This window comes from Arcobacter venerupis (assembly GCF_013201665.1).
Taxonomy (GTDB): domain Bacteria; phylum Campylobacterota; class Campylobacteria; order Campylobacterales; family Arcobacteraceae; genus Aliarcobacter; species Aliarcobacter venerupis.
Map to the genome: position 1 here is coordinate 1834461 of NZ_CP053840.1, position 18062 is coordinate 1852522.

Genomic DNA, 18062 nt, shown 5'->3' on the forward strand with positions numbered 1-18062 from the left:
GATTACTCCTTCTCTTTATTTGAAGATTGTATTTCAAAAGTATTTTCTAATTTTTTCATTAAATTTGTCATTAATTCTTCCTCTTGAAGTTGTATAATTGTTCCTTTTACAACATCATCTTTTGCTTTATTATAATCAGCAAATTTAGAATTATTTATTTTATATAGTACTTCTTTTCCATCTAGTTTTACAACTCCTTCTTTTGAAGTTGCTGAAAATAATTCATTTAAAAATTTAGCCGCATCTTTTTGTTCTAATCCTGGGATTTTATCTATTGATTCTCTAGTAATACCTGTTATTTCAGTACCTTGAAAATCTTTGAGTTGAGAAGCAGATAACTCATCAAGTTTTTTTGCTTTCATGATTTTTTCATAATCTTTAGTAACTAAAGGTAAAGCTTCTTCAAAAAATAAAGCTTGTGATGGATTTTTCTTATTAAGTTTTGCAATCACATATTTATTATTTTCTAAAAATGGTTTTGCAATTTCTCCCTCTGTTAACTCAAGAATTTTTGAATTATCTTCTAAGAAAGGTAATAAAGACTCTTTATAATTTACTTTTGCGTCAAGCTTTTCTTCATCTTTTTTGATTTTTAAATAGATTTTTAAAGCTTCAGTTCTTGCAAATTTTTCATCTAAATCTTTAATTATTTGCTCACGTGCTTCATCTAAAGATTTAATTTTCCCATCTTCAAATTTATAATCTATTTTAAATTTTTCATAATGAGCTTGAATATCTTCATCACTTGGATTTGATGAAACTATTGGAAGTTCTTTAAGTTCTAAATCATATGAAACTTCTGACATATAAGAGTTTTTATTCTCTTCCCAATATTTTTTTAATTCATCTTGATTTATATCAACTGATATATCACTAGCTTTTAAGATTTTAATTGAAATATCATCTTCTATAAAAACTAATTTACTTATATTTTCAATTTCAACACTACTTGGTTTTAAATCAAAAAGTATTTGAACTTTTTGTAATAGAATATTTCTTTTTAAAGAATCTTCGAAAATTTTTGGTGTCATTTTATTTTGAGCTAATACTTTTACATATGTATCTTTGTCAAATTTCCCATCTTTTGAGAAAGCATTATATTTTACTAATTCTTTTGCAATATCTTCATTTGTAACATCTAGTCCTAAAGAATCTGCATATGATAGGATTAAGTTTTTTTGTAAAACTTGTCTGTAAGCTGTATCTTTTAATTTTAATTGTTCTGCTAATTCTTTGTTAAACATAGAACCAAACATTTTAGAATATTGTTCATAAAGATTTGAATACTCTTGTTGATATTCTTCAACTGACACTTCTCTATCACCAACTACTGCTACAACTCCACCTTGTTTTCCATATTCATAAGAACCCCAACCAACAAAGCCAGCTCCGACAAATGCAATTGTACTAATCCAAATAGTAATCACAAGCCATTTTTTATGTCTTTGCATCCATGTTATCATAAAATATTATCCTCTTAAAAATTTTCTATATGATACAAAAGAGTTGCTTTTAAGTTCGTTAAACGGCTATTATTTCTCTATTTTGAACAATTCTTTTACTAAGTAAATCATTTATTACAGATTCTCTAATTGTTATTTCTAATTTTTTACAAGCACTTTTAAAAGCTTCTTCTTCTCCAACAATAAAACACATTCTTTTGGCTCTTGTAATTGCTGTGTAAAGTAATTTAGTATTATGCATAATATAATGGGAAAAACTCATTGGAATTAAGGCATTTTCATACTCCATTCCTTGGGTTTTGTGGATAGTTAAACAATATGCAAGTGATAATAAAGAGTGAACATTTTCAAAATCATAAAATACAACCATATCATCATTTGGATATAAAACTATACATTTCTCTTCTTCAAAATCAAGTTTTATAATAAGTCCTAATTGACCATTATAAACCCTTCTCTCAAGAAAATCAGTTGAGCCACTTTTATACATACTCATAGTTTGAGCTTTCATATTCTCATTTTTTATATGAATTACTTTGTCTGTTAGTTTGTATTCATAAACTTTTGAGACAAAAGCTTTTCCTTTTGTATGATTAAAAAGTTTTTGTAATTGAATATTTAAGTTATCAACGCCTAAAGTTCCAGCTTTCATAGGAGTAATTACTTGAAAAAGTATTAAAGCTTGAGAAATTTTCTTTTTCTTTATAAAATCATAATATTGCTCAATATAACCAGCTGAAATATTTAAAATATTATTCAAAATATATTCAGAATTTTCACCTCTTAAATCTGCAAAGTCATTTGAAGAGATAGAGTTTTTCTGCGAATAATAGTTTGAAATAGATACATCAATAAATTTAAAATCTTCATAATCTTCTTTATAAGCTGGAACTTCACCTTTTCTTATATCATTTGCAATTACGGCAATTGCCTGATTTTCATTTTGTCTATAGATTTTTGTTAGTTTACAAATTGGGGCAAGCTCATATTTTATAGCATCTGCAAGTACATTACCAGCACCAATTGCTGGTAATTGGCCATCGTCTCCTACAATTATAAAAATTGTATCATCATCAATTTTTGAAACTATTTGATTAAAAGTAACAGAGTTTACCATTGAAGCTTCATCTAAAAGTATAGCTTTGTAGGGGAAAAAATCTTTCTCTTTATGTTTCATAAGAAGTGATTGAATTGTTGAAGAGTTGTAACCTGTGGTGTCTGAAATACGCTGTGAAGCAATTCCACTTAAAGCAATAGTCATAATATCATCATAAGACATTGTCTCTTCAAGAAGCTCTAAAATCGCCCTACTTGAAGTTGATTTTCCAGTTCCTGCGTAACCAATTAAAAATAGTGTTTTATCTCCATTATTTATAAGCTCAACTGCTTTTTTTTGCTCAGTACTTAACTCAAATCCTAAAGTCTCTTGTTTTTTTAGTAAATACTCATCGAAAGTTGCAATAATTTTTCTGTTTTTTTCATCTTTTCTTCTTGTAAAAAACTCTAAAATCCGCTTTTCTGCATAATAAAGCATTGATAAGGCATATCTATTTTCGCTTGTTACAAAAAGATCTTCTTCAACTAACATTTTTGAAATAGCTGATTCGTATAAAGCCTCTTCATTAAAAAAACGTAAACTATCATCTAAAAGTTTGTATAAATGAAATTTTTCTATTGAAGAGTTTCCATTATTATCACAATATTCCCTTAAAGTGTAGTTTAGACATGCCATTATTCTAAACTCAGATTTTGGGTCAATTCCAAGTGATTTAGCTATTTCATCGGCTCTTTTAAAACCAATTCCTTTTATGTTTATTAAAATATATGGATTTTCTTTGATTTTCTCTATTAGGTTTTCAACTTCACCTAAACTTGAATATATTTTTGTAATAAGATTTGAAGTAACTCCAAATTTTGCTAAAAAAGAACCTAGTTCTCTTAAGTGTTGGAATTTTTGCCAAGAGCTAACTATCATTTGAAGTTTTTTCTCTTTAATTCCTTTAAAATCAAGAAGTTCTTGTGGTCTATTGCTTAATATATCTATTAACTCTTCTTCATCATATTTTTCAAGTAATTCATGGGCAAATTTTTTACCAACACCTTTTACTATTTTTGTAAGAAAAAAGAATATTTCCGCTTCTTTTAGTTGTAAAGTATCAAATTCAAATTGAACACCATATTTTTTATGAGTTATCCAATTTCCTTTTAAAATAACCTCTTCACCAACGATTTTTTCAATATCTGTATCGAAATATGCACCACAAATTTTTTGATTATTTTCTAGAACTGCGATTATGTATTTTGTTTCATCGTTTTTGTATAAAACTTTTTTTATAACTCCTGATAATTTGAAACTTTTATACTCTTCTTGGCTCATTAATATCCATCATTAAATTTTTGATTTTTATGTTTATCTTTTTTGTAAGTAGTACTATTTTTTTCTTTTTGAATAAGATTTGCATCTTTTAATAAAATTGCTCTTTCTTCTTCAAAAGATTTTGAATGCTCTTTTAAATAAAACATTGTTTTATTTATAAAAACTTTTATTCCCTCATAATATTCAGAATATAACTCTATTTCTGTTGTTTTTATCATCTCTTCATAGTTTTTTTTAGTTCTTTGTTTGAATAAATCTTTATCAAAATTATCAAGTTTTAATAAAGAAATAGTTCTTGTAAAGAATTTTTCTAAAACTCTTATATATTTGATTCTTTGTTGTTTTTCATTTACTTCATAAATCATTTAAGTAGTTCTTCTAGATTTTCAATAGGTCTTGCAATCACAGCAATATCTCCTTTGATGATAATTGGTCGCTCAATCAAAATTGGATGTTCAACCATAAAATCAATTAATTTATCTTCATCATCTATCTCTTTTAATTTTAGCTCTTTGTATATATCTTCACCAGATCTGAGAAGTTCTTTTGCTTGGATGTTAAGTTTTTTTAAAACATCTTTTATTTGCTCTTTTGATGGAGTTTGTTCTAAATATTTAACAACATTTGCATTTATATTTTTGTTTTCTAATAACTCCATAGCTGCTCTTGATTTTGAACATTTAGGATTATGCCAGATTTGAATGTTTTGCATTAATAACCTTAAATAATATATTCTAGACTTATTATATCCAAAACTTTTTTATAGAAGATAAAACATTACAAAGTGTAATGTTTTATCTTTTAGAAGGTACTGCTAAGACTTAGAGTTGGTCCTTTATACTGATATTTAAGATTATCATAATCAATAGTTCTATTTCTATATCCTGCATTAATATTTAAAGCATCATATTGAAAAACTTTATATCCTAAGTTAACATAATATTCATAAACATAGTCAATATCACTACTTTGGCCATAAGATAATCCATAATTAACTTCAAGCTTATCTTCTTCATTTTTGACATGAACTTCTAAAGAAGGAAACTCTTCTCTAGTTTTAAAATTTACATTATAATCAACAATATTAAAGTCTGCTTTATAATTATTATAAGCAAGACCTAAATTAATATTCTGATAGTTATATAAATAATATAATTTAAGCCATTTTACTTTTGTTTCTAAATCAGAATCAACTATTAAAACATCTGTATAAGATGATTTTGAATCTAGAAGTTCCGTTTTTAAAGTATGTTCTTTATATTTAAGTGAAAGTTCTGGTATTAAGACACTCTTTTTATTTGATGGACGCACTTTTCCTGTTCGAAAAATATCACTTGTAAGATATGAATAAGTAATCTTTGGAGTAATTGAAAAATCTCTATTTAAAGAGTTTTGTGAATACTGTTTTGTATCTTGTAAAATATTTTCTTTTTTATAATCTTTTATAAAACTTTTATCAACTGTTGGAGTAGTTTCTTTTATTTCATCTGTTTTAACTTCTTGAAGTATCTCTTTTTTTATTTCAATAGGTTCTTGTGATTTAACAGCTCGAAATTTTTCTTTTTTAGCACTATTTGCCACAGATTTTACAGATTCGAATTTTTCTTCTTTATTAATCTTTTGATTAGTTGTTTCATTAGAACTATTCATAAAGTTGTATTCAACTTTTTTATCATTTGAAATTTTACTCACAGGTGTATAATCATCAGATGCATATAAACTTGATAATAAAAGGCAAAAAATAACTGTTTTTTTCATTAAGACTCCAATTTTTTAGGAGTTTATGTTATCTAAGTTTTGATAAAAATATATTAAATTATTATCAAGTTATTAAATTTTTCCAATTATTTTTAATATAATCAGCAACTCTAAAAGAATTTGCATAAATTGTCCATGTAAACGGTACACTTCCACCTGTTGGCATAAAACTAGCATCAGTTACAAAAAGATTAGATACTTCATGGGCTTGACAATATTTGTTTAAAACTGAAGTTTTAGAATCATTTCCAAATCTGCAACCACCAGCTAATAAGTTTGATGATGGAAGTGGTGAAATATCTGATATTATCTTTTTTCCACCCATTTTTTCAAATAACTTTATTGCTTTTTCTTCTAAAAATTTAGAAGCTCTTAAATCTTGTTCATGACTACCAATTCTAATATTTGCAACTGGAATCCCATATTTATCTTTATATTTTTCATCAACACTTACAAAAGAGTCATCATTTGGTGTCCAATCGACAAAAATTTCCATATTTAGAGTTCTAGTTTTTGTAAAAGTTTCAAAGATTTTATTTTGTAGCTCTTCACCGATTAATAATTCACTCTCGTTCCATCGTAAAAATGAAGCTCTTCTTATTGGATTTGCATGTTCAAAAAGAATATCTATTGTTCCTGTTTTAAACTCTTTTGTATAATACCAATCAAGTAAACTTCTATTTACAAATAATCCTGCTTCTTGTAAATCTTTTAAATTCATATTTGTTTCATCAAAAGTGGCACTTACAATTCCACCACTACTTGAAAGAAAGTTTTTTCCCACATTTCCACTATTATTTGCAAGCCCTTTGGGGAAATTTTCATCTTTTGAATTTAATAAAAGTCTTGAAGTCTCCACAGATTGAGCAGCAACTACAAAAAGTTTTGCTTTTACCTCTTTTTTTCTTCCCTCTTTTGTTAAATAGGTGGCACTATTTATTTTTTTGTCTTTTGAAGTATTTAGTTTAACTACAAAGGCATTTGCAATAATTTCTACATTATTTGTTAAAAGTGCATCTTTTATCAAACTAGCTCGTGAACTTCCCTTTGCACCACTTGAACAAGGGTATGAACCACAATAATTTGAGTAATAACAAGGATTTCTATGCCCTTTTGCACTTGAAATTATTGCTCTTGGTGTTTTAATACTTTTATAATTTAACTCATCGCAAGCTTTATCTATTAAATTTACGATTTTATTCTCTTGTAATGCTTCATAAGGAAAATCTTTTGTACTTCTTGGCTCAGAAAATTCATATTTTTGAACTTCTCCTGAAACCCCCACCAGTTCTTCAACTTTTGTATAATAAGCTTCCATTTCATCATAGGAAATTGGCCAATCAACAATGTTTGAATTTTTAGGAATTCCATAAGTTGAAGCTAATTTAAAGTCATTTGGTTTAAGTCTATGAAAATATCCACTCATAAAATTTGAGGAACCACCTAAAAGGTTACCATTCCAAAAACTCCAACCACTCTCATAAGTTGGAAATTTCACCCACTCATTTTCTCTTTTTTCTTCAATTGTGTGATATTCATCTTTTAGATTTGGTGTATAAATAGGACGCCTTACGACTAACTCATCCTTTGAAAAATCTTTTTCATTATAAATGTCACCTTTTTCTAAAACACAAATTTTCAGACCTTGTTTACTTAATTCATAAATAATTGGACCAGCACCTGCTCCGCTTCCAATAACACAAACATCATACATCATATTTTTTGTCCATAAGTTTTTAAAGGTCTTGGAATTCCTATTGAATGGTTTACGCTATTCCAAGCTATTTGATTAAAGTTTCCACCATAAATCGGGTCACTAAACATGGCTTCAATTCCATAATATGAGAGTTTTGAAATCCAAGATTTTGCATATTCATTATTTTTAGCAACATTAAAGATAAGAGTTCTTTTTTTCTCTTGTGACAAATTTAAAAAATCTGGAAAAGCACTAAGAAAATCTTTTGAACCTTGTAAAACCAAAGTTTTATCTTCATCATCAAAAGTTTTATTAGAAATGTTTTGTACTAAATATTCTACTGCTTTAAACTCTTTTGCGCTTGGCATCAAAGAAGTTTTTGGAAATATGATATTTAAAATTTCATCTAAGAGCATCAAAGTTTTAGATGGAATATTTTTGGCAAATGCAATATTACTTGAAAATAAAATTGCACTTATTGTTGTAAATTTTATAAAGTTTCTTCTTTTCATGGAAAAATTGTATCTAAATATTTGTGTAGCAATCATGTAGATTATGTTATACTTTGGCATGTTAGTAACAAATAATCCTTTATTAAATATACTATTACCAAATGATAACAAAGTTTTAAAAGAGGCTTTAAAAGAAGCTGACTCAAAAACATTAGAACAATTAGTTAAAAATAGTAGTGGTTCGGTTAATGATGTTTTAAAAGATTTATTTGATAATTTAAAAAATGGTACAAAATCAAACTCTAGCATTGAAAATATGCTAAAAAATTCTACTGTATTTAAAGAAATGGGAACTTTCTCAAACTCTCTTTCTTCAATGCTAGAATCAATTACATCGCAAGATGGAAATCCAACTTTAGAAAAATTTAAACCAATTTTAGAAAATTTCCTAAAAAATATAAAAGATATGGATGCAAATACCCTAAAAGAACAACTAAAAAATTCAGGTGTTTTTTTGGAGTCAAAAATGGCTCAAAATCCAAATGCAAAAGTTGAAAATATATTAAATCAAATTCAAAATTTGATAAAAGATTTAAATACTCCCCAATCAAAACAAGTAAATGAACTTATAACAAAAATTCTTCAAACACCAAATAATAGTGATGTAAATGCTAATTTGGCAAATCTAAAAACACTTTCAAGTGCTTTACAAAATTTGACAAATTCACTTTCTAAACCCCAAACACAAAGTTTATCAAACCTTACAAATCAATTGCAAAACATTTTAAATGAGGGAACCCTTGTAGAATCAAAAATTGAAAATACACCAAACTATCAAAATTTACAAACAAAAGAGAATGTTACAGTTCAAAATAAAGAAACACAAACATCAACATTGATGCAAACAAAACAAGAACTTAATCCTATAATTAAAGAAAACACTCTAACTCAATCAAATATTCAGACAAACTTGCAAACAAAAGAAATTATAAATACTCAAACAAAAGAGTTACTAAGTCAACTTAAAAATGAGCTAGTTCAAAATCCAATTTTACAAAATAAAAATATTATGCCATTAATTGATAATCTTTTAAAAATGGATAATCTATTTGCAAAAAATGAAAATTTATCTACTTTACTTAGTCAAAATAATTTAAGCAGTTTTACAAGTAACTTTGCATCAAATTTAAATCCTTTATTAAATGATTTAAAACAAAGTTTAGAAAATCTTAATCCAACTGAACATAATATGCAAAATCAAGTAACAAAGTTAGTAGAAAAAATTGAAAATATAATAAAAGATATTTCAAATCCTGCTTTACAAAAAAATGATAATTCTAATATAAATGAAGATATGAAAACAGTTCTATTAAAAATGCAAGATGAATTATCTTCAAAAACTGATCCAAAATCACAAGAATTAAATAAACAAATTGATAAACTTTTAACTCAAATTGATTATCAACAACTTCTATCACTGAGTTCAAATTCAAATAGTGTTTATCTTCCTTTTCTTTGGGATATGTTAGAAGATGGAAATATTTCTATGAAAAAAACTGATGAAGAAAAGTTTTATTGCCAAATAAATCTAACTTTAAAGGATTTTGGAAAAGTTGATTTAATGTTAGCTTTGTATGACAAAAATAAACTTGATTTAACTATTTATGCACAAAGAGAGCATTTTAAAACAGCTTTGCAAGAGAATATACAAAAACTAAAAGTTGCACTAAATAGTGTTCGTTTAATTCCTGTAAATATAAAACTACTTGATTTAAAAGAAGAGAATGAATCAAAAGATAAACCAACACAAGCTTATATAAATAATGGTTACAATCAGAATTTAAATCCAAATTCTGGCGTGGATATAAGGGTATAAAATGCAAGATAATAAAGATTTCATTCAAAAATCAGTTGCACTTAAATACGATATAGAAAAAGACAATGCGCCAAAAATTATTGCAAAAGGAAAAGGTGAAACTGCTTCAAATATTATCAAAATTGCAAAAGAAAATAATATTCCTATTAGAAAAGATGAGGATTTGATAGAACTTTTATCACAAATTGATATAGATAAAGAGATTCCTGACTCTATGTATAAAGCCGTTGCTGAAATATTTTCTTTTATCTATGACTTATCAAAAAATAAAAATAATATTGATGAAAAAATAAAAGAAAGAAGAACTAATAATATTTGATATTCTTATAAGATTTTTTATACTATAATCTTAGATAATCAAAAATAAAGCATCAAATTTATATGACAAGAAACAATCTAGATAATCCAATTTTCTTATTTATTGTACTACTTATAGCAATTATAATTAATGCTATTGCTTCTATACATTTTTTATTGATTATGTTTGCAGGTATTTTATTTACAGCTTTTTATAGATGTCTTAGAAAAAGATATTTATATTCTTTAACTTTTGTTGTAATCACATTTTTATTTATTGAAATAAATACAGGATTAAAACCTTTTACTTTAACACTTTTGTCACTTTTTATTTATATATTTATTTTACCAAAAGATGAAAATCACACCTCTTACAATTTATCAAGTAGTTATATCTACATAATATTTTTTTATATTGGTTTGATAATTCTTTGGTCAATTATTTTTGGATTAAACACACATATTTTGATTACATTAGCTATTAATGTAATCATAGATTTAATATTTTTTGGAGTATTTCTTTGAATATAAGACTAACGCTAATTTTTTTAATAATACTTGGAATCATGATAACTTTATTATCAAGAGTTTATTTTTTAAGTATTAAATCAAACACATATTATGAAGAACTATCAAAAAATAATTACATAAAAAAAATCAATAAAGTTCCAATTAGGGGAATGATTGAAGATAGAAATGGTGAAAAACTTGCTATTAATGAAATGGGTTTTTCCATTCTTGTTAAACCCCATTTAAGCTCGTATAAACATAAAGAAAAATTAGAACAAATTATGGACTCAATTATTAAAGAATTTCCTCAATTTGAAAAAGACAAGTTAATAAAAGATTATAAAAGAGAAGATTCATCTTATAATCATGATTTTATAAGTGTTGTAGACTACATACCTTATAAAGAATTTTTCCCAAAATATACTATTTTGTCTTCAAAAGAAGATATTAAGATTGAATCTTCAACAAAAAGATATTATCCACAAAAAGAGTTAGCTTCGCATATCATTGGATACGTTGGGAAAGCTTCAAAACTTGATATTCTAAATAATGAATTATCAACTTATAATGGAATAATTGGGAAAAATGGTTTAGAAAAATTCTATAACTCAAAATTACAAGGTGAGATGGGTTATAAAGATGTAAAAGTAAATGCTTTAAATCAAGAAATAGAAATACTAAATGAAAAACCAGCTTCTATTGATAATAATATTCAAATATCATTAGATATAAGATTACAAAAATATATTCAAGAGGTATTTACAGGAAAAAGTGGTGCTGTTGTTGTAATGAATGCAAATAATGGAGAATTATTAGCATCAGCTTCTTTCCCAGAATTTGATAATAATATTTTTGCTCGTGGAATTTCAGTAAAAGAATGGAATGAAATGAGAAATGACTTTAATCATCCATTTACAAATAAGATTATAAATGGTCTTTATCCTCCTGGTTCTGTTATAAAAATGGGAGTTGCATTAGCATTTTTGGATAATGGAGTAAAAGAAAACTTTACTGTTAATTGTTCGGGGTCTTTAACTATTGGAAATAGAAATTTTAGATGTTGGAAATCAACAGGACATGGTGTTGTAACATTTAGAAGAGCAATTGCTGAGAGTTGTGATGATTTTTTCTATAAAGGTAGTTTAAAAATTGGAATTAATAAAATTTCTCATACCTTAGATAAATTAGGTTTTGGTCAGCAAACTGGAGTTGATCAAATTAATGAATTTGTTGGAGTTAACCCAAATAAAGAGTGGAAAGAAAACAAATATAAACAACCTTGGTATGTGGGAGAAACAGTAATTACATCAATAGGTCAAGGAAATATGCTTGTAACTCCTTTACAAATAGCTAGATATACAAGTTATATTGCAACAGGGAAATTACCAAAACCTCACTTTTATAAAGCAAATTATGAAGAGCCAAAAGCAGTTGATATTCCATCTGAATATCTAGATATTATCAGAAAAGGTATGTATGATGTTTCTTACGCACCAAAAGGAACAGCTAGCAGACATATTAGCTCTAAAATAACAATTGCTTCAAAAACAGGAACTGCACAAGTTGTTTCTATTCCTCAAGCTGAAAAAGTAAGAATGAAAGAGAGTGAATTACAATATTACGAGAGATCTCATGCATGGCTTACAACATATGGACCATTTGAAAATCCTCAATATGTAGTAACAATAATTGAAGAGCATGGTGGACATGGTGGAGAAGCAGCAGGTGAAATTGCAAGTAAGATTTACGACAAATTAGATGAATTAGGTTATATTAAACCTAAAGAGTAAGATTTATGATTATATCATTTTAATAAATTTTTAGATATTATATTTTTCATTTTTAAAATAGGATTTTTTTTGAAATTTATAATCACACTTTTACTCTTTTCTATTTTTGCCTTTGCAGCAGATACAGCGCCTATAGTTAATCTTTCAGTTTCAGGTATAAATGAACCTGCACAGTTTGTAAAAACGATTAATATCGCTCTTATTTTAACACTAATGGTATTAGCTCCAACACTAATATTAATGGTTACATCTTTTACTAGACTTATTATTGTATTTTCACTTTTACGACAAGCAATGGGTTTACAACAAACTCCACCAACTCAAATCGTAATATCATTATCATTAATATTAACAATTTTTATAATGGAACCTTATGGTAAGAAATCTTGGGAGGAAGGTATAAAACCTTACATGGATGAAAAAATAGGTTATGAAGTTGCCCTTCAAAAAGGAATTCAACCTTTTAAAGAATTTATGATAAAAAATACAAGAGAATCAGATTTAGCTTTATTTTATAGAATTAAAAAAGAACCAAATCCTAAAAATATAGATGATGTTCCATTAACACTTTTAATGCCATCATTTATTGTAAGTGAACTAAGAACTGCTTTTGAAATTGGATTCTTAATCTTCTTACCTTTTTTAGTAATTGATATTATTGTAGCATCCATATTAATGAGTTTGGGTATGATGATGTTACCACCTGCAATGATCTCCTTACCTATTAAAATCATCTTTTTTATCATAATTGATGGATGGCAGTTAATTATAGGAAATCTGTCTCAATCCTTTAAATAGTTGCCTATTAAATTTATTTAATAGGCAACATGAGAATGAAGCTTGCACCAGTGTAACTTTTATTTTCATACTCAAAAGTTTTATTTGAAACTTTTAACTCACCTTTTGCTTTATCTATAATTATTTTTGACATGTACAAACCAATTCCAGTACCTGATTTACTATCTTTTGTTGTAAAATGACTATCAAAAATTTTGTTAATTATACTTTCTTTTATTCCACCTGCATTATCTAGGAATTCTAAAACTAAATTATTATCCTGAATTTTTGTGTTAATTTTTACAAGTTTTATATCATTATTTGAATTTTCCAAAGAATCAATGGCGTTACTTAAAAGATTCATATAAACTTGAATAATTTCATTTTCATAACCTAAAATAACTATATTTTCAATCTCTTTAATAATAATCACATCAATTTTTCTAAGTTTTGAAGATAATAATACTAAAGATTTTTCAATAGAATTTTTTACATTAAACTCTTTTTTTTCTATTTTATTATTATAAAAATCTCTAAAATCATCAATAGTTTTAGACATATATCTAGCAGATTTTGTAATATTATTTAATCCATCTTTCAAAAAATCATCATCTAATATATTTAACTCTTTATTTAAAAGAATTCCAGAGGTTAATGTCGTAATTATGGATAAAGGTTGTTTCCATTGGTGAGCAATATTTTCTAACATCTCTCCCATTGCGGCAAGTTTTGACTGTTCTAATAAAAGTTGTTGATTTATTTCTAGTTGATTTTCTATTTTCTTTTGTTTAGTTCTATCTAAAAAAGAAGCTATATAATAGAGGATTTCACCTTTATCATTTAAAACTGATTGAATTATTAAATGCTCATTTATAATTTTCCCATCTTTTTTTAGATTATTTATCTCTCCCATCCAAAAATTATTCTTATTCAAAGAATTATACATATTTTCATAAAACTCTTTATTATGCATTCCTGATTTTAAAATAGCAGGTGTTTTTCCTTTAACTTCATCCAAAGTATATCCGGTGATTCTTGTAAAAGATTTATTAACTTGAACTATTTTTTGTTTGGCATCGGTTATTATCATTCCACTTTGTGTTTCAAAAGCTGCTGAAGCAACTTTTAATATATAATAAGAATTTTCAATTCTCTCAAGCATAGTATTTACTTCTTTATAAAGCTTCCCAAACTCATTTGTTTCATTTGTAATAACTCTTTTACTTAAAGCCTCTGTTTTATCAATTCGCTCTAAAAAAGATACTAATTTTAAAATAGGCTCAGTAAATTTATTAGCGAAAAAATTTGCTAATAAAAAAGATATTCCTAAAGCATATAAAAATATAAAAAGTATTATAAAAATATCTTTTTTAATAATATCACTTAGTGATTCTATTTTAAATTCAAAATAGACTACACCCAAAGGTATATCTTGATAAATTGCTTTATGATAAATTTTAATAATATTATTATGTTTAGAAGGTTTATTTATACTATTATAATTTATTTTTTCAACTTCAAAACTTTTATCATCAATATTGTATTGAAGTATTGCCTTTGCATTTTTTTTATATAAAACTAATTTCTGAAGATTTGTAAAAGATTTTAATTGAGTTGATATATCAGCAGCAGCTGATACATCATCTAAAAGGATAAGTTTCCCCACATCTTGAGAAATAACTATTCCTATAGTATTTGATAATTCTAAGGTTTTTTTATATTGCTCATTCATATACCAAGAAATAAAACCTATATAACCTAAGGCACTTGTAATTGAAGTCACACTTAAAATAATAAGAATTAATTTTCTTTTGATAGAACCTTTCATCTATTTTTACTACTTTTTAGATGGATTCTCAATAGGCACTGATTCATCATTTCCCCATTCAGCCCAAGAACCATCATAGACAGCAGCTTTATAACCTAATTCTTGTAAAACAATATAATTCAATGCAGCATCAGCTCCTCCATCACAGTATAAAAGAACTTTTTTATCTTTTGGAATATTTTTATAAATTTCTTTTAATTCTGAAAGTTCTCGCATTTTATTTCCAGCTGTATTTACTTGAAAATTTTGAGTACACGCATAATTTTCTGCAGTTGGTATGTGTCCATATCTTTTTGCAATTGATTTTTCACCAATATAGTGAGATTCTGCTCTTCCATCAATTATTGTTTTATTTCCAATAGAGAGTAAAGTGCTTAATTTTGTTTCTATTTTTGAATTATCAATTCTTGGAACAAATTCACTTTTTAAAGCAATATAATTATTTGTTGATATTTCAAAATTATCTATTAATTCTTGTCCATAAGCAACTTTTAGAATTCCAACATTTTCATGTCCTAAAGTTTGTAATATCCAATAAAGTCTAGCTGCCCAAATAAAATCACCATTATCATATGCTACTACTAATTTATTTGAATCAATTCCAGCATCACTAAATACTTCTTTTAAAATATTAAGTTTAGGCATAAAAAATTTATCATCAAATAAAGATTTTAAACCAGGAATATTCACAGCATTTTTAAGATGACCTTTTTGATAATCCGCATAAGGACGTAAATCAACAACTATAACATTGGGATTATTTATATTTTCTTTTAACCACTCAATTGGAGTAATAGAAGGAACTAATTTTTCTTGGGGATTACAAAATAAATATGATACTAAAAGAAGAATCATAAGTGGTATTTTGAATATTTTTTTCATACTAAACCTTTTTACAAAAACAGTAAATTTTAGAGCAAAATAGTTAAACATAAGTTTAATGGTTCAACTAAATTATAAAAATTTTTATTAAATTATCAATAGCAAGCTAGAGATTAAATTTAAAATAAGATATATTATAATTTTTAAGAATACATTATATATAATTAAACTTTATAATTTAATTACTAAAGTTACGTTTTTTCTGTATAATATTATAAAATTCAAATCACTATAGGATTCTTTTATGCATAAGATTTATTTATTTTTATTGTTTTCAACTTTAACTTATGCTCAAAGTGTAAACTTTGATAAAGTTTTAGAGCAAACTTTAAAAAACAGTAAAGATTTAAAACAACAAGAGCTAAATTTTGACTCTTCTAAACTAGATTCAAAAATGATTGACTCAATAAATTATGGAAAACTTTCAATCACTGAAGAGATAAGCAGAACAAATCATGCAGGATATGTTTTTAATTCGAAATTATCTTCAAGGGAAGCTACATTTAACGATTTTGGTGCAGGTCAATTTCAAGGTTCAAACTCTTTAAATGTTCAACCAGATAATTTAAACTATCCAGATGCTAGAAACAACTTTAATACAAAATTAATTTATGAGATTCCTTTATTTACAGGTTTTAAACTCTCAAATCAAAAAGATATTTTAAAACTACAAGAAAAAGCAAATGAAATAAAATACAATCTTGATAAAAAAGAGTTAAGTTTAGAAGTTCTAAAAGCTTATAATAGTGCAGTTGTTGCAAAAGATTTTACAAAAGCTTTAGAAAAAGCCAAAATTGCAATAATGCAAATTTCAAAATCAGCACTTGCTTTTCATAAAGAGGGATTAACTACCAAAATAGATGTAAACGAAGCTAAAGTTTATGAATTAAATATAAACTCTCAATTAATTGAAGCTAGCAATAATTTCCAATTAGCTTTGGCATATTTGAGATTTTTATCATCAGATGACTCAATCAGTGATGTTGAAGCTCTTGAAAATATAAGTTTTGAAATACCACAAGAAAATCTGCTTTATACCCAAGCTTTAGAAAGTAGAGATGAAATTAAAATACAAGATATTCAAATCAATGCAAGTAAAAAAAATATTGATATTGCAAATTCTGCTTATTACCCAAGTGTTTATTCCCATTTAGAATATGGATTTAATGATGATACATTAACCTTAGATGATGATAAAGACTACTATATGGCACTTGTTGGAGTAAATCTTACTTTATTTGATAATACAAGAAATATTGAAAAACAAAAAAGCAAAATTGAGTATGCTAAAGCTTCATTAAATAAAGAAAAATTAAAAGATGCCATAAAATTAGAATTAAAAAAGACCACTTTAAATCTTGAAACAAAAGAGAAAATTCTAAAAGAAAAAATGGAAGCTAAAAATCTTGCAAATGAAGTATTAGAACAATCAAAACTTCTATATCAAAATCATCTAATTTCTATGACAACCCTACTTTCTCAAGAGGCAAATTATAGAAAACAAGAAGCTTTATTGATTGAAGCTAGATATGAAAAATCTTTAGCACTAGCTAAAATAAATCTTGCTTTAGGAAAAAATATAAATAAGGAAAATAAACAATGATAAAAATATTTCTAACAACTATTTTTTGTATAAATTTATTCGCTTCACAGCTTGAACTTTCTGGAACTGTGGTTTCTGATAATGAAAAAATTATCTCAAGCAGAAACATGGGTTTTATAAAAGAAGTTTATGTATCAGAGGGTTCAACTGTAAAAAAAGGCGATATTTTATATGAAATCGACTCTTCTTCTATTGATTCAAATAAAAAAGAGTTAGAATTAAATCTTCAAATTTTACAAAATCAATTACAAAATTTAGAATTAAATCATAGCAGATATAAAAGATTACAAGAGCAAGATTTAGTTTCAAAATATGATTTAGAACAAATTGAGTTAAATGTAATGAATACAAAAAATATGATAGCTATTACAAAAACAAAACAAAAAGAGATAAATGCTCAGTATGATTATTTAAAAATCAAAGCTCCAAATGATGGTTTAATTATCAAAAAATCAATAAAAGCAGGTGAAATGGCAATGCCAAGTTTCCCAGCTTTTGTACTTACTGATTTATCATCTCTTTTAATAAAAGCTGATATTTCTGAAACAAATTTAAATGACGTAAAAATAAATCAAGAAGTAAATATTGAAATTCCTTCACAAAATTTTAAAACAAAAGGAAAAATAGAAGCAATTATTCCAAATATGGCTGGAATGACTCACTCTTTTGTGCTTAAAATTTCTTTTGATAAAGGAAATTACAATATCTATCCAGGAATGTATTCAAAAATCTCAATGGATATAAAATAGGACA

At 25.8% G+C, this 18062-nt stretch carries 16 protein-coding genes; 7 read left to right on the forward strand and 9 right to left on the reverse strand.

Annotated elements, in window-relative coordinates; genetic code table 11:
* Nucleotides 1-2 precede the first annotated feature (2 nt).
* From AVENP_RS09180 to AVENP_RS09210, 7 genes are all read right to left on the reverse strand, one after another.
* Nucleotides 3-1463, reverse strand: coding sequence for a peptidylprolyl isomerase (locus AVENP_RS09180; protein WP_128358061.1), 1461 nt, complete (start codon nt 1461-1463; stop codon nt 3-5).
* A gap of 58 nt (nt 1464-1521) precedes the next feature.
* Nucleotides 1522-3840: an AAA family ATPase gene (locus tag AVENP_RS09185; protein WP_128358060.1), complete on the reverse strand. Its 2319-nt coding sequence runs from the start codon at nt 3838-3840 to the stop codon at nt 1522-1524.
* A complete protein-coding gene (locus tag AVENP_RS09190) occupies nt 3840-4205 on the reverse strand; it encodes a hypothetical protein (protein ID WP_128358059.1) in 366 nt (121 codons plus the stop codon). Before AVENP_RS09190 ends, AVENP_RS09185 begins: the two co-directional genes overlap by 1 nt.
* Nucleotides 4202-4552, reverse strand: coding sequence for an arsenate reductase (glutaredoxin) (gene arsC / locus AVENP_RS09195; protein WP_128358058.1), 351 nt, complete (start codon nt 4550-4552; stop codon nt 4202-4204). Before arsC ends, AVENP_RS09190 begins: the two co-directional genes overlap by 4 nt.
* An 89-nt stretch (nt 4553-4641) precedes the next feature.
* Nucleotides 4642-5598, reverse strand: coding sequence for a porin family protein (locus AVENP_RS09200; RefSeq protein ID WP_128358057.1), 957 nt, complete (start codon nt 5596-5598; stop codon nt 4642-4644).
* A gap of 64 nt (nt 5599-5662) precedes the next feature.
* Nucleotides 5663-7315: a GMC family oxidoreductase gene (locus tag AVENP_RS09205; RefSeq protein ID WP_128358056.1), complete on the reverse strand. Its 1653-nt coding sequence runs from the start codon at nt 7313-7315 to the stop codon at nt 5663-5665.
* On the reverse strand, nt 7312-7866 hold the full coding sequence (locus AVENP_RS09210; RefSeq protein WP_128358055.1) for a gluconate 2-dehydrogenase subunit 3 family protein: 555 nt from the start codon (nt 7864-7866) through the stop codon (nt 7312-7314). Before AVENP_RS09210 ends, AVENP_RS09205 begins: the two co-directional genes overlap by 4 nt.
* Between AVENP_RS09210 and AVENP_RS09215 the strand changes: the two genes are divergently transcribed.
* The 5 genes from AVENP_RS09215 (at nt 7865) to fliP (ending at nt 13017) form a co-directional block, all read left to right on the forward strand.
* A complete protein-coding gene (locus tag AVENP_RS09215) occupies nt 7865-9622 on the forward strand; it encodes a flagellar hook-length control protein FliK (RefSeq protein ID WP_128358196.1) in 1758 nt (585 codons plus the stop codon). The two genes, AVENP_RS09210 and AVENP_RS09215, sit on opposite strands and share 2 nt — an antisense overlap.
* A gap of 1 nt (nt 9623) precedes the next feature.
* Nucleotides 9624-9941 (forward strand): EscU/YscU/HrcU family type III secretion system export apparatus switch protein, encoded by a 318-nt coding sequence (locus tag AVENP_RS09220; RefSeq protein ID WP_128358054.1) that lies wholly within the window; start codon nt 9624-9626, stop codon nt 9939-9941.
* Nucleotides 9942-10003: 62 nt separating this feature from the next.
* Nucleotides 10004-10444 carry a hypothetical protein gene (locus tag AVENP_RS09225; protein ID WP_128358053.1) on the forward strand — a complete coding sequence of 147 codons (441 nt, stop codon included), beginning with the start codon at nt 10004-10006 and terminating at the stop codon, nt 10442-10444.
* Complete coding sequence (mrdA, locus tag AVENP_RS09230; RefSeq protein ID WP_128358052.1) at nt 10441-12219, forward strand: penicillin-binding protein 2; 1779 nt, start codon at nt 10441-10443, stop codon at nt 12217-12219. The genes AVENP_RS09225 and mrdA overlap by 4 nt, the downstream gene beginning before the upstream one ends.
* Nucleotides 12220-12288: 69 nt before the next feature.
* Nucleotides 12289-13017, forward strand: a complete 729-nt coding sequence (gene fliP, locus AVENP_RS09235; RefSeq protein WP_128358051.1) for a flagellar type III secretion system pore protein FliP — start codon at nt 12289-12291, stop codon at nt 13015-13017.
* A 13-nt stretch (nt 13018-13030) separates the two neighbouring features.
* Here fliP and AVENP_RS09240 read toward each other — a convergent pair whose 3' ends face one another.
* Both AVENP_RS09240 and AVENP_RS09245 read right to left on the reverse strand, forming a co-directional pair.
* Nucleotides 13031-14824: a PAS domain S-box protein gene (locus AVENP_RS09240; RefSeq protein ID WP_128358050.1), complete on the reverse strand. Its 1794-nt coding sequence runs from the start codon at nt 14822-14824 to the stop codon at nt 13031-13033.
* 9 nt (nt 14825-14833) lie between these two features.
* Nucleotides 14834-15706 (reverse strand): sulfurtransferase, encoded by an 873-nt coding sequence (locus tag AVENP_RS09245; RefSeq protein ID WP_172664270.1) that lies wholly within the window; start codon nt 15704-15706, stop codon nt 14834-14836.
* A gap of 244 nt (nt 15707-15950) precedes the next feature.
* On the opposite strand from AVENP_RS09245, the gene AVENP_RS09250 reads away from it, so the two are divergent.
* Together AVENP_RS09250 and AVENP_RS09255 are read left to right on the forward strand one after the other, a co-directional pair.
* Nucleotides 15951-17309 carry a TolC family protein gene (locus AVENP_RS09250; RefSeq protein ID WP_128358048.1) on the forward strand — a complete coding sequence of 453 codons (1359 nt, stop codon included), beginning with the start codon at nt 15951-15953 and terminating at the stop codon, nt 17307-17309.
* The gene (locus AVENP_RS09255) at nt 17306-18058 is read left to right on the forward strand and encodes an efflux RND transporter periplasmic adaptor subunit (RefSeq protein ID WP_128358047.1); all 753 of its coding nucleotides are present in this window, start codon (nt 17306-17308) and stop codon (nt 18056-18058) included. The genes AVENP_RS09250 and AVENP_RS09255 overlap by 4 nt, the downstream gene beginning before the upstream one ends.
* The last annotated feature ends 4 nt before the right edge of the window (nt 18059-18062 follow it).

What these genes read in the sequence shown, in the direction of transcription:
- AVENP_RS09180 (WP_128358061.1), bottom strand. Translation starts at nt 1,463, where the DNA reads ATGATAACATGGATGCAAAGACATAAAAAATGGCTTGTGATTACTATT.
- AVENP_RS09185 (WP_128358060.1), bottom strand. Translation starts at nt 3,840, where the DNA reads ATGAGCCAAGAAGAGTATAAAAGTTTCAAATTATCAGGAGTTATAAAA.
- AVENP_RS09190 (WP_128358059.1), bottom strand. Translation starts at nt 4,205, where the DNA reads ATGATTTATGAAGTAAATGAAAAACAACAAAGAATCAAATATATAAGA.
- arsC (WP_128358058.1), bottom strand. Translation starts at nt 4,552, where the DNA reads ATGCAAAACATTCAAATCTGGCATAATCCTAAATGTTCAAAATCAAGA.
- AVENP_RS09200 (WP_128358057.1), bottom strand. Translation starts at nt 5,598, where the DNA reads ATGAAAAAAACAGTTATTTTTTGCCTTTTATTATCAAGTTTATATGCA.
- AVENP_RS09205 (WP_128358056.1), bottom strand. Translation starts at nt 7,315, where the DNA reads ATGATGTATGATGTTTGTGTTATTGGAAGCGGAGCAGGTGCTGGTCCA.
- AVENP_RS09215 (WP_128358196.1), top strand. Translation starts at nt 7,865, where the DNA reads ATGTTAGTAACAAATAATCCTTTATTAAATATACTATTACCAAATGAT.
- AVENP_RS09210 (WP_128358055.1), bottom strand. Translation starts at nt 7,866, where the DNA reads ATGCCAAAGTATAACATAATCTACATGATTGCTACACAAATATTTAGA.
- AVENP_RS09220 (WP_128358054.1), top strand. Translation starts at nt 9,624, where the DNA reads ATGCAAGATAATAAAGATTTCATTCAAAAATCAGTTGCACTTAAATAC.
- AVENP_RS09225 (WP_128358053.1), top strand. Translation starts at nt 10,004, where the DNA reads ATGACAAGAAACAATCTAGATAATCCAATTTTCTTATTTATTGTACTA.
- AVENP_RS09240 (WP_128358050.1), bottom strand. Translation starts at nt 14,824, where the DNA reads ATGAAAGGTTCTATCAAAAGAAAATTAATTCTTATTATTTTAAGTGTG.
- AVENP_RS09245 (WP_172664270.1), bottom strand. Translation starts at nt 15,706, where the DNA reads ATGAAAAAAATATTCAAAATACCACTTATGATTCTTCTTTTAGTATCA.
- AVENP_RS09250 (WP_128358048.1), top strand. Translation starts at nt 15,951, where the DNA reads ATGCATAAGATTTATTTATTTTTATTGTTTTCAACTTTAACTTATGCT.
- AVENP_RS09255 (WP_128358047.1), top strand. Translation starts at nt 17,306, where the DNA reads ATGATAAAAATATTTCTAACAACTATTTTTTGTATAAATTTATTCGCT.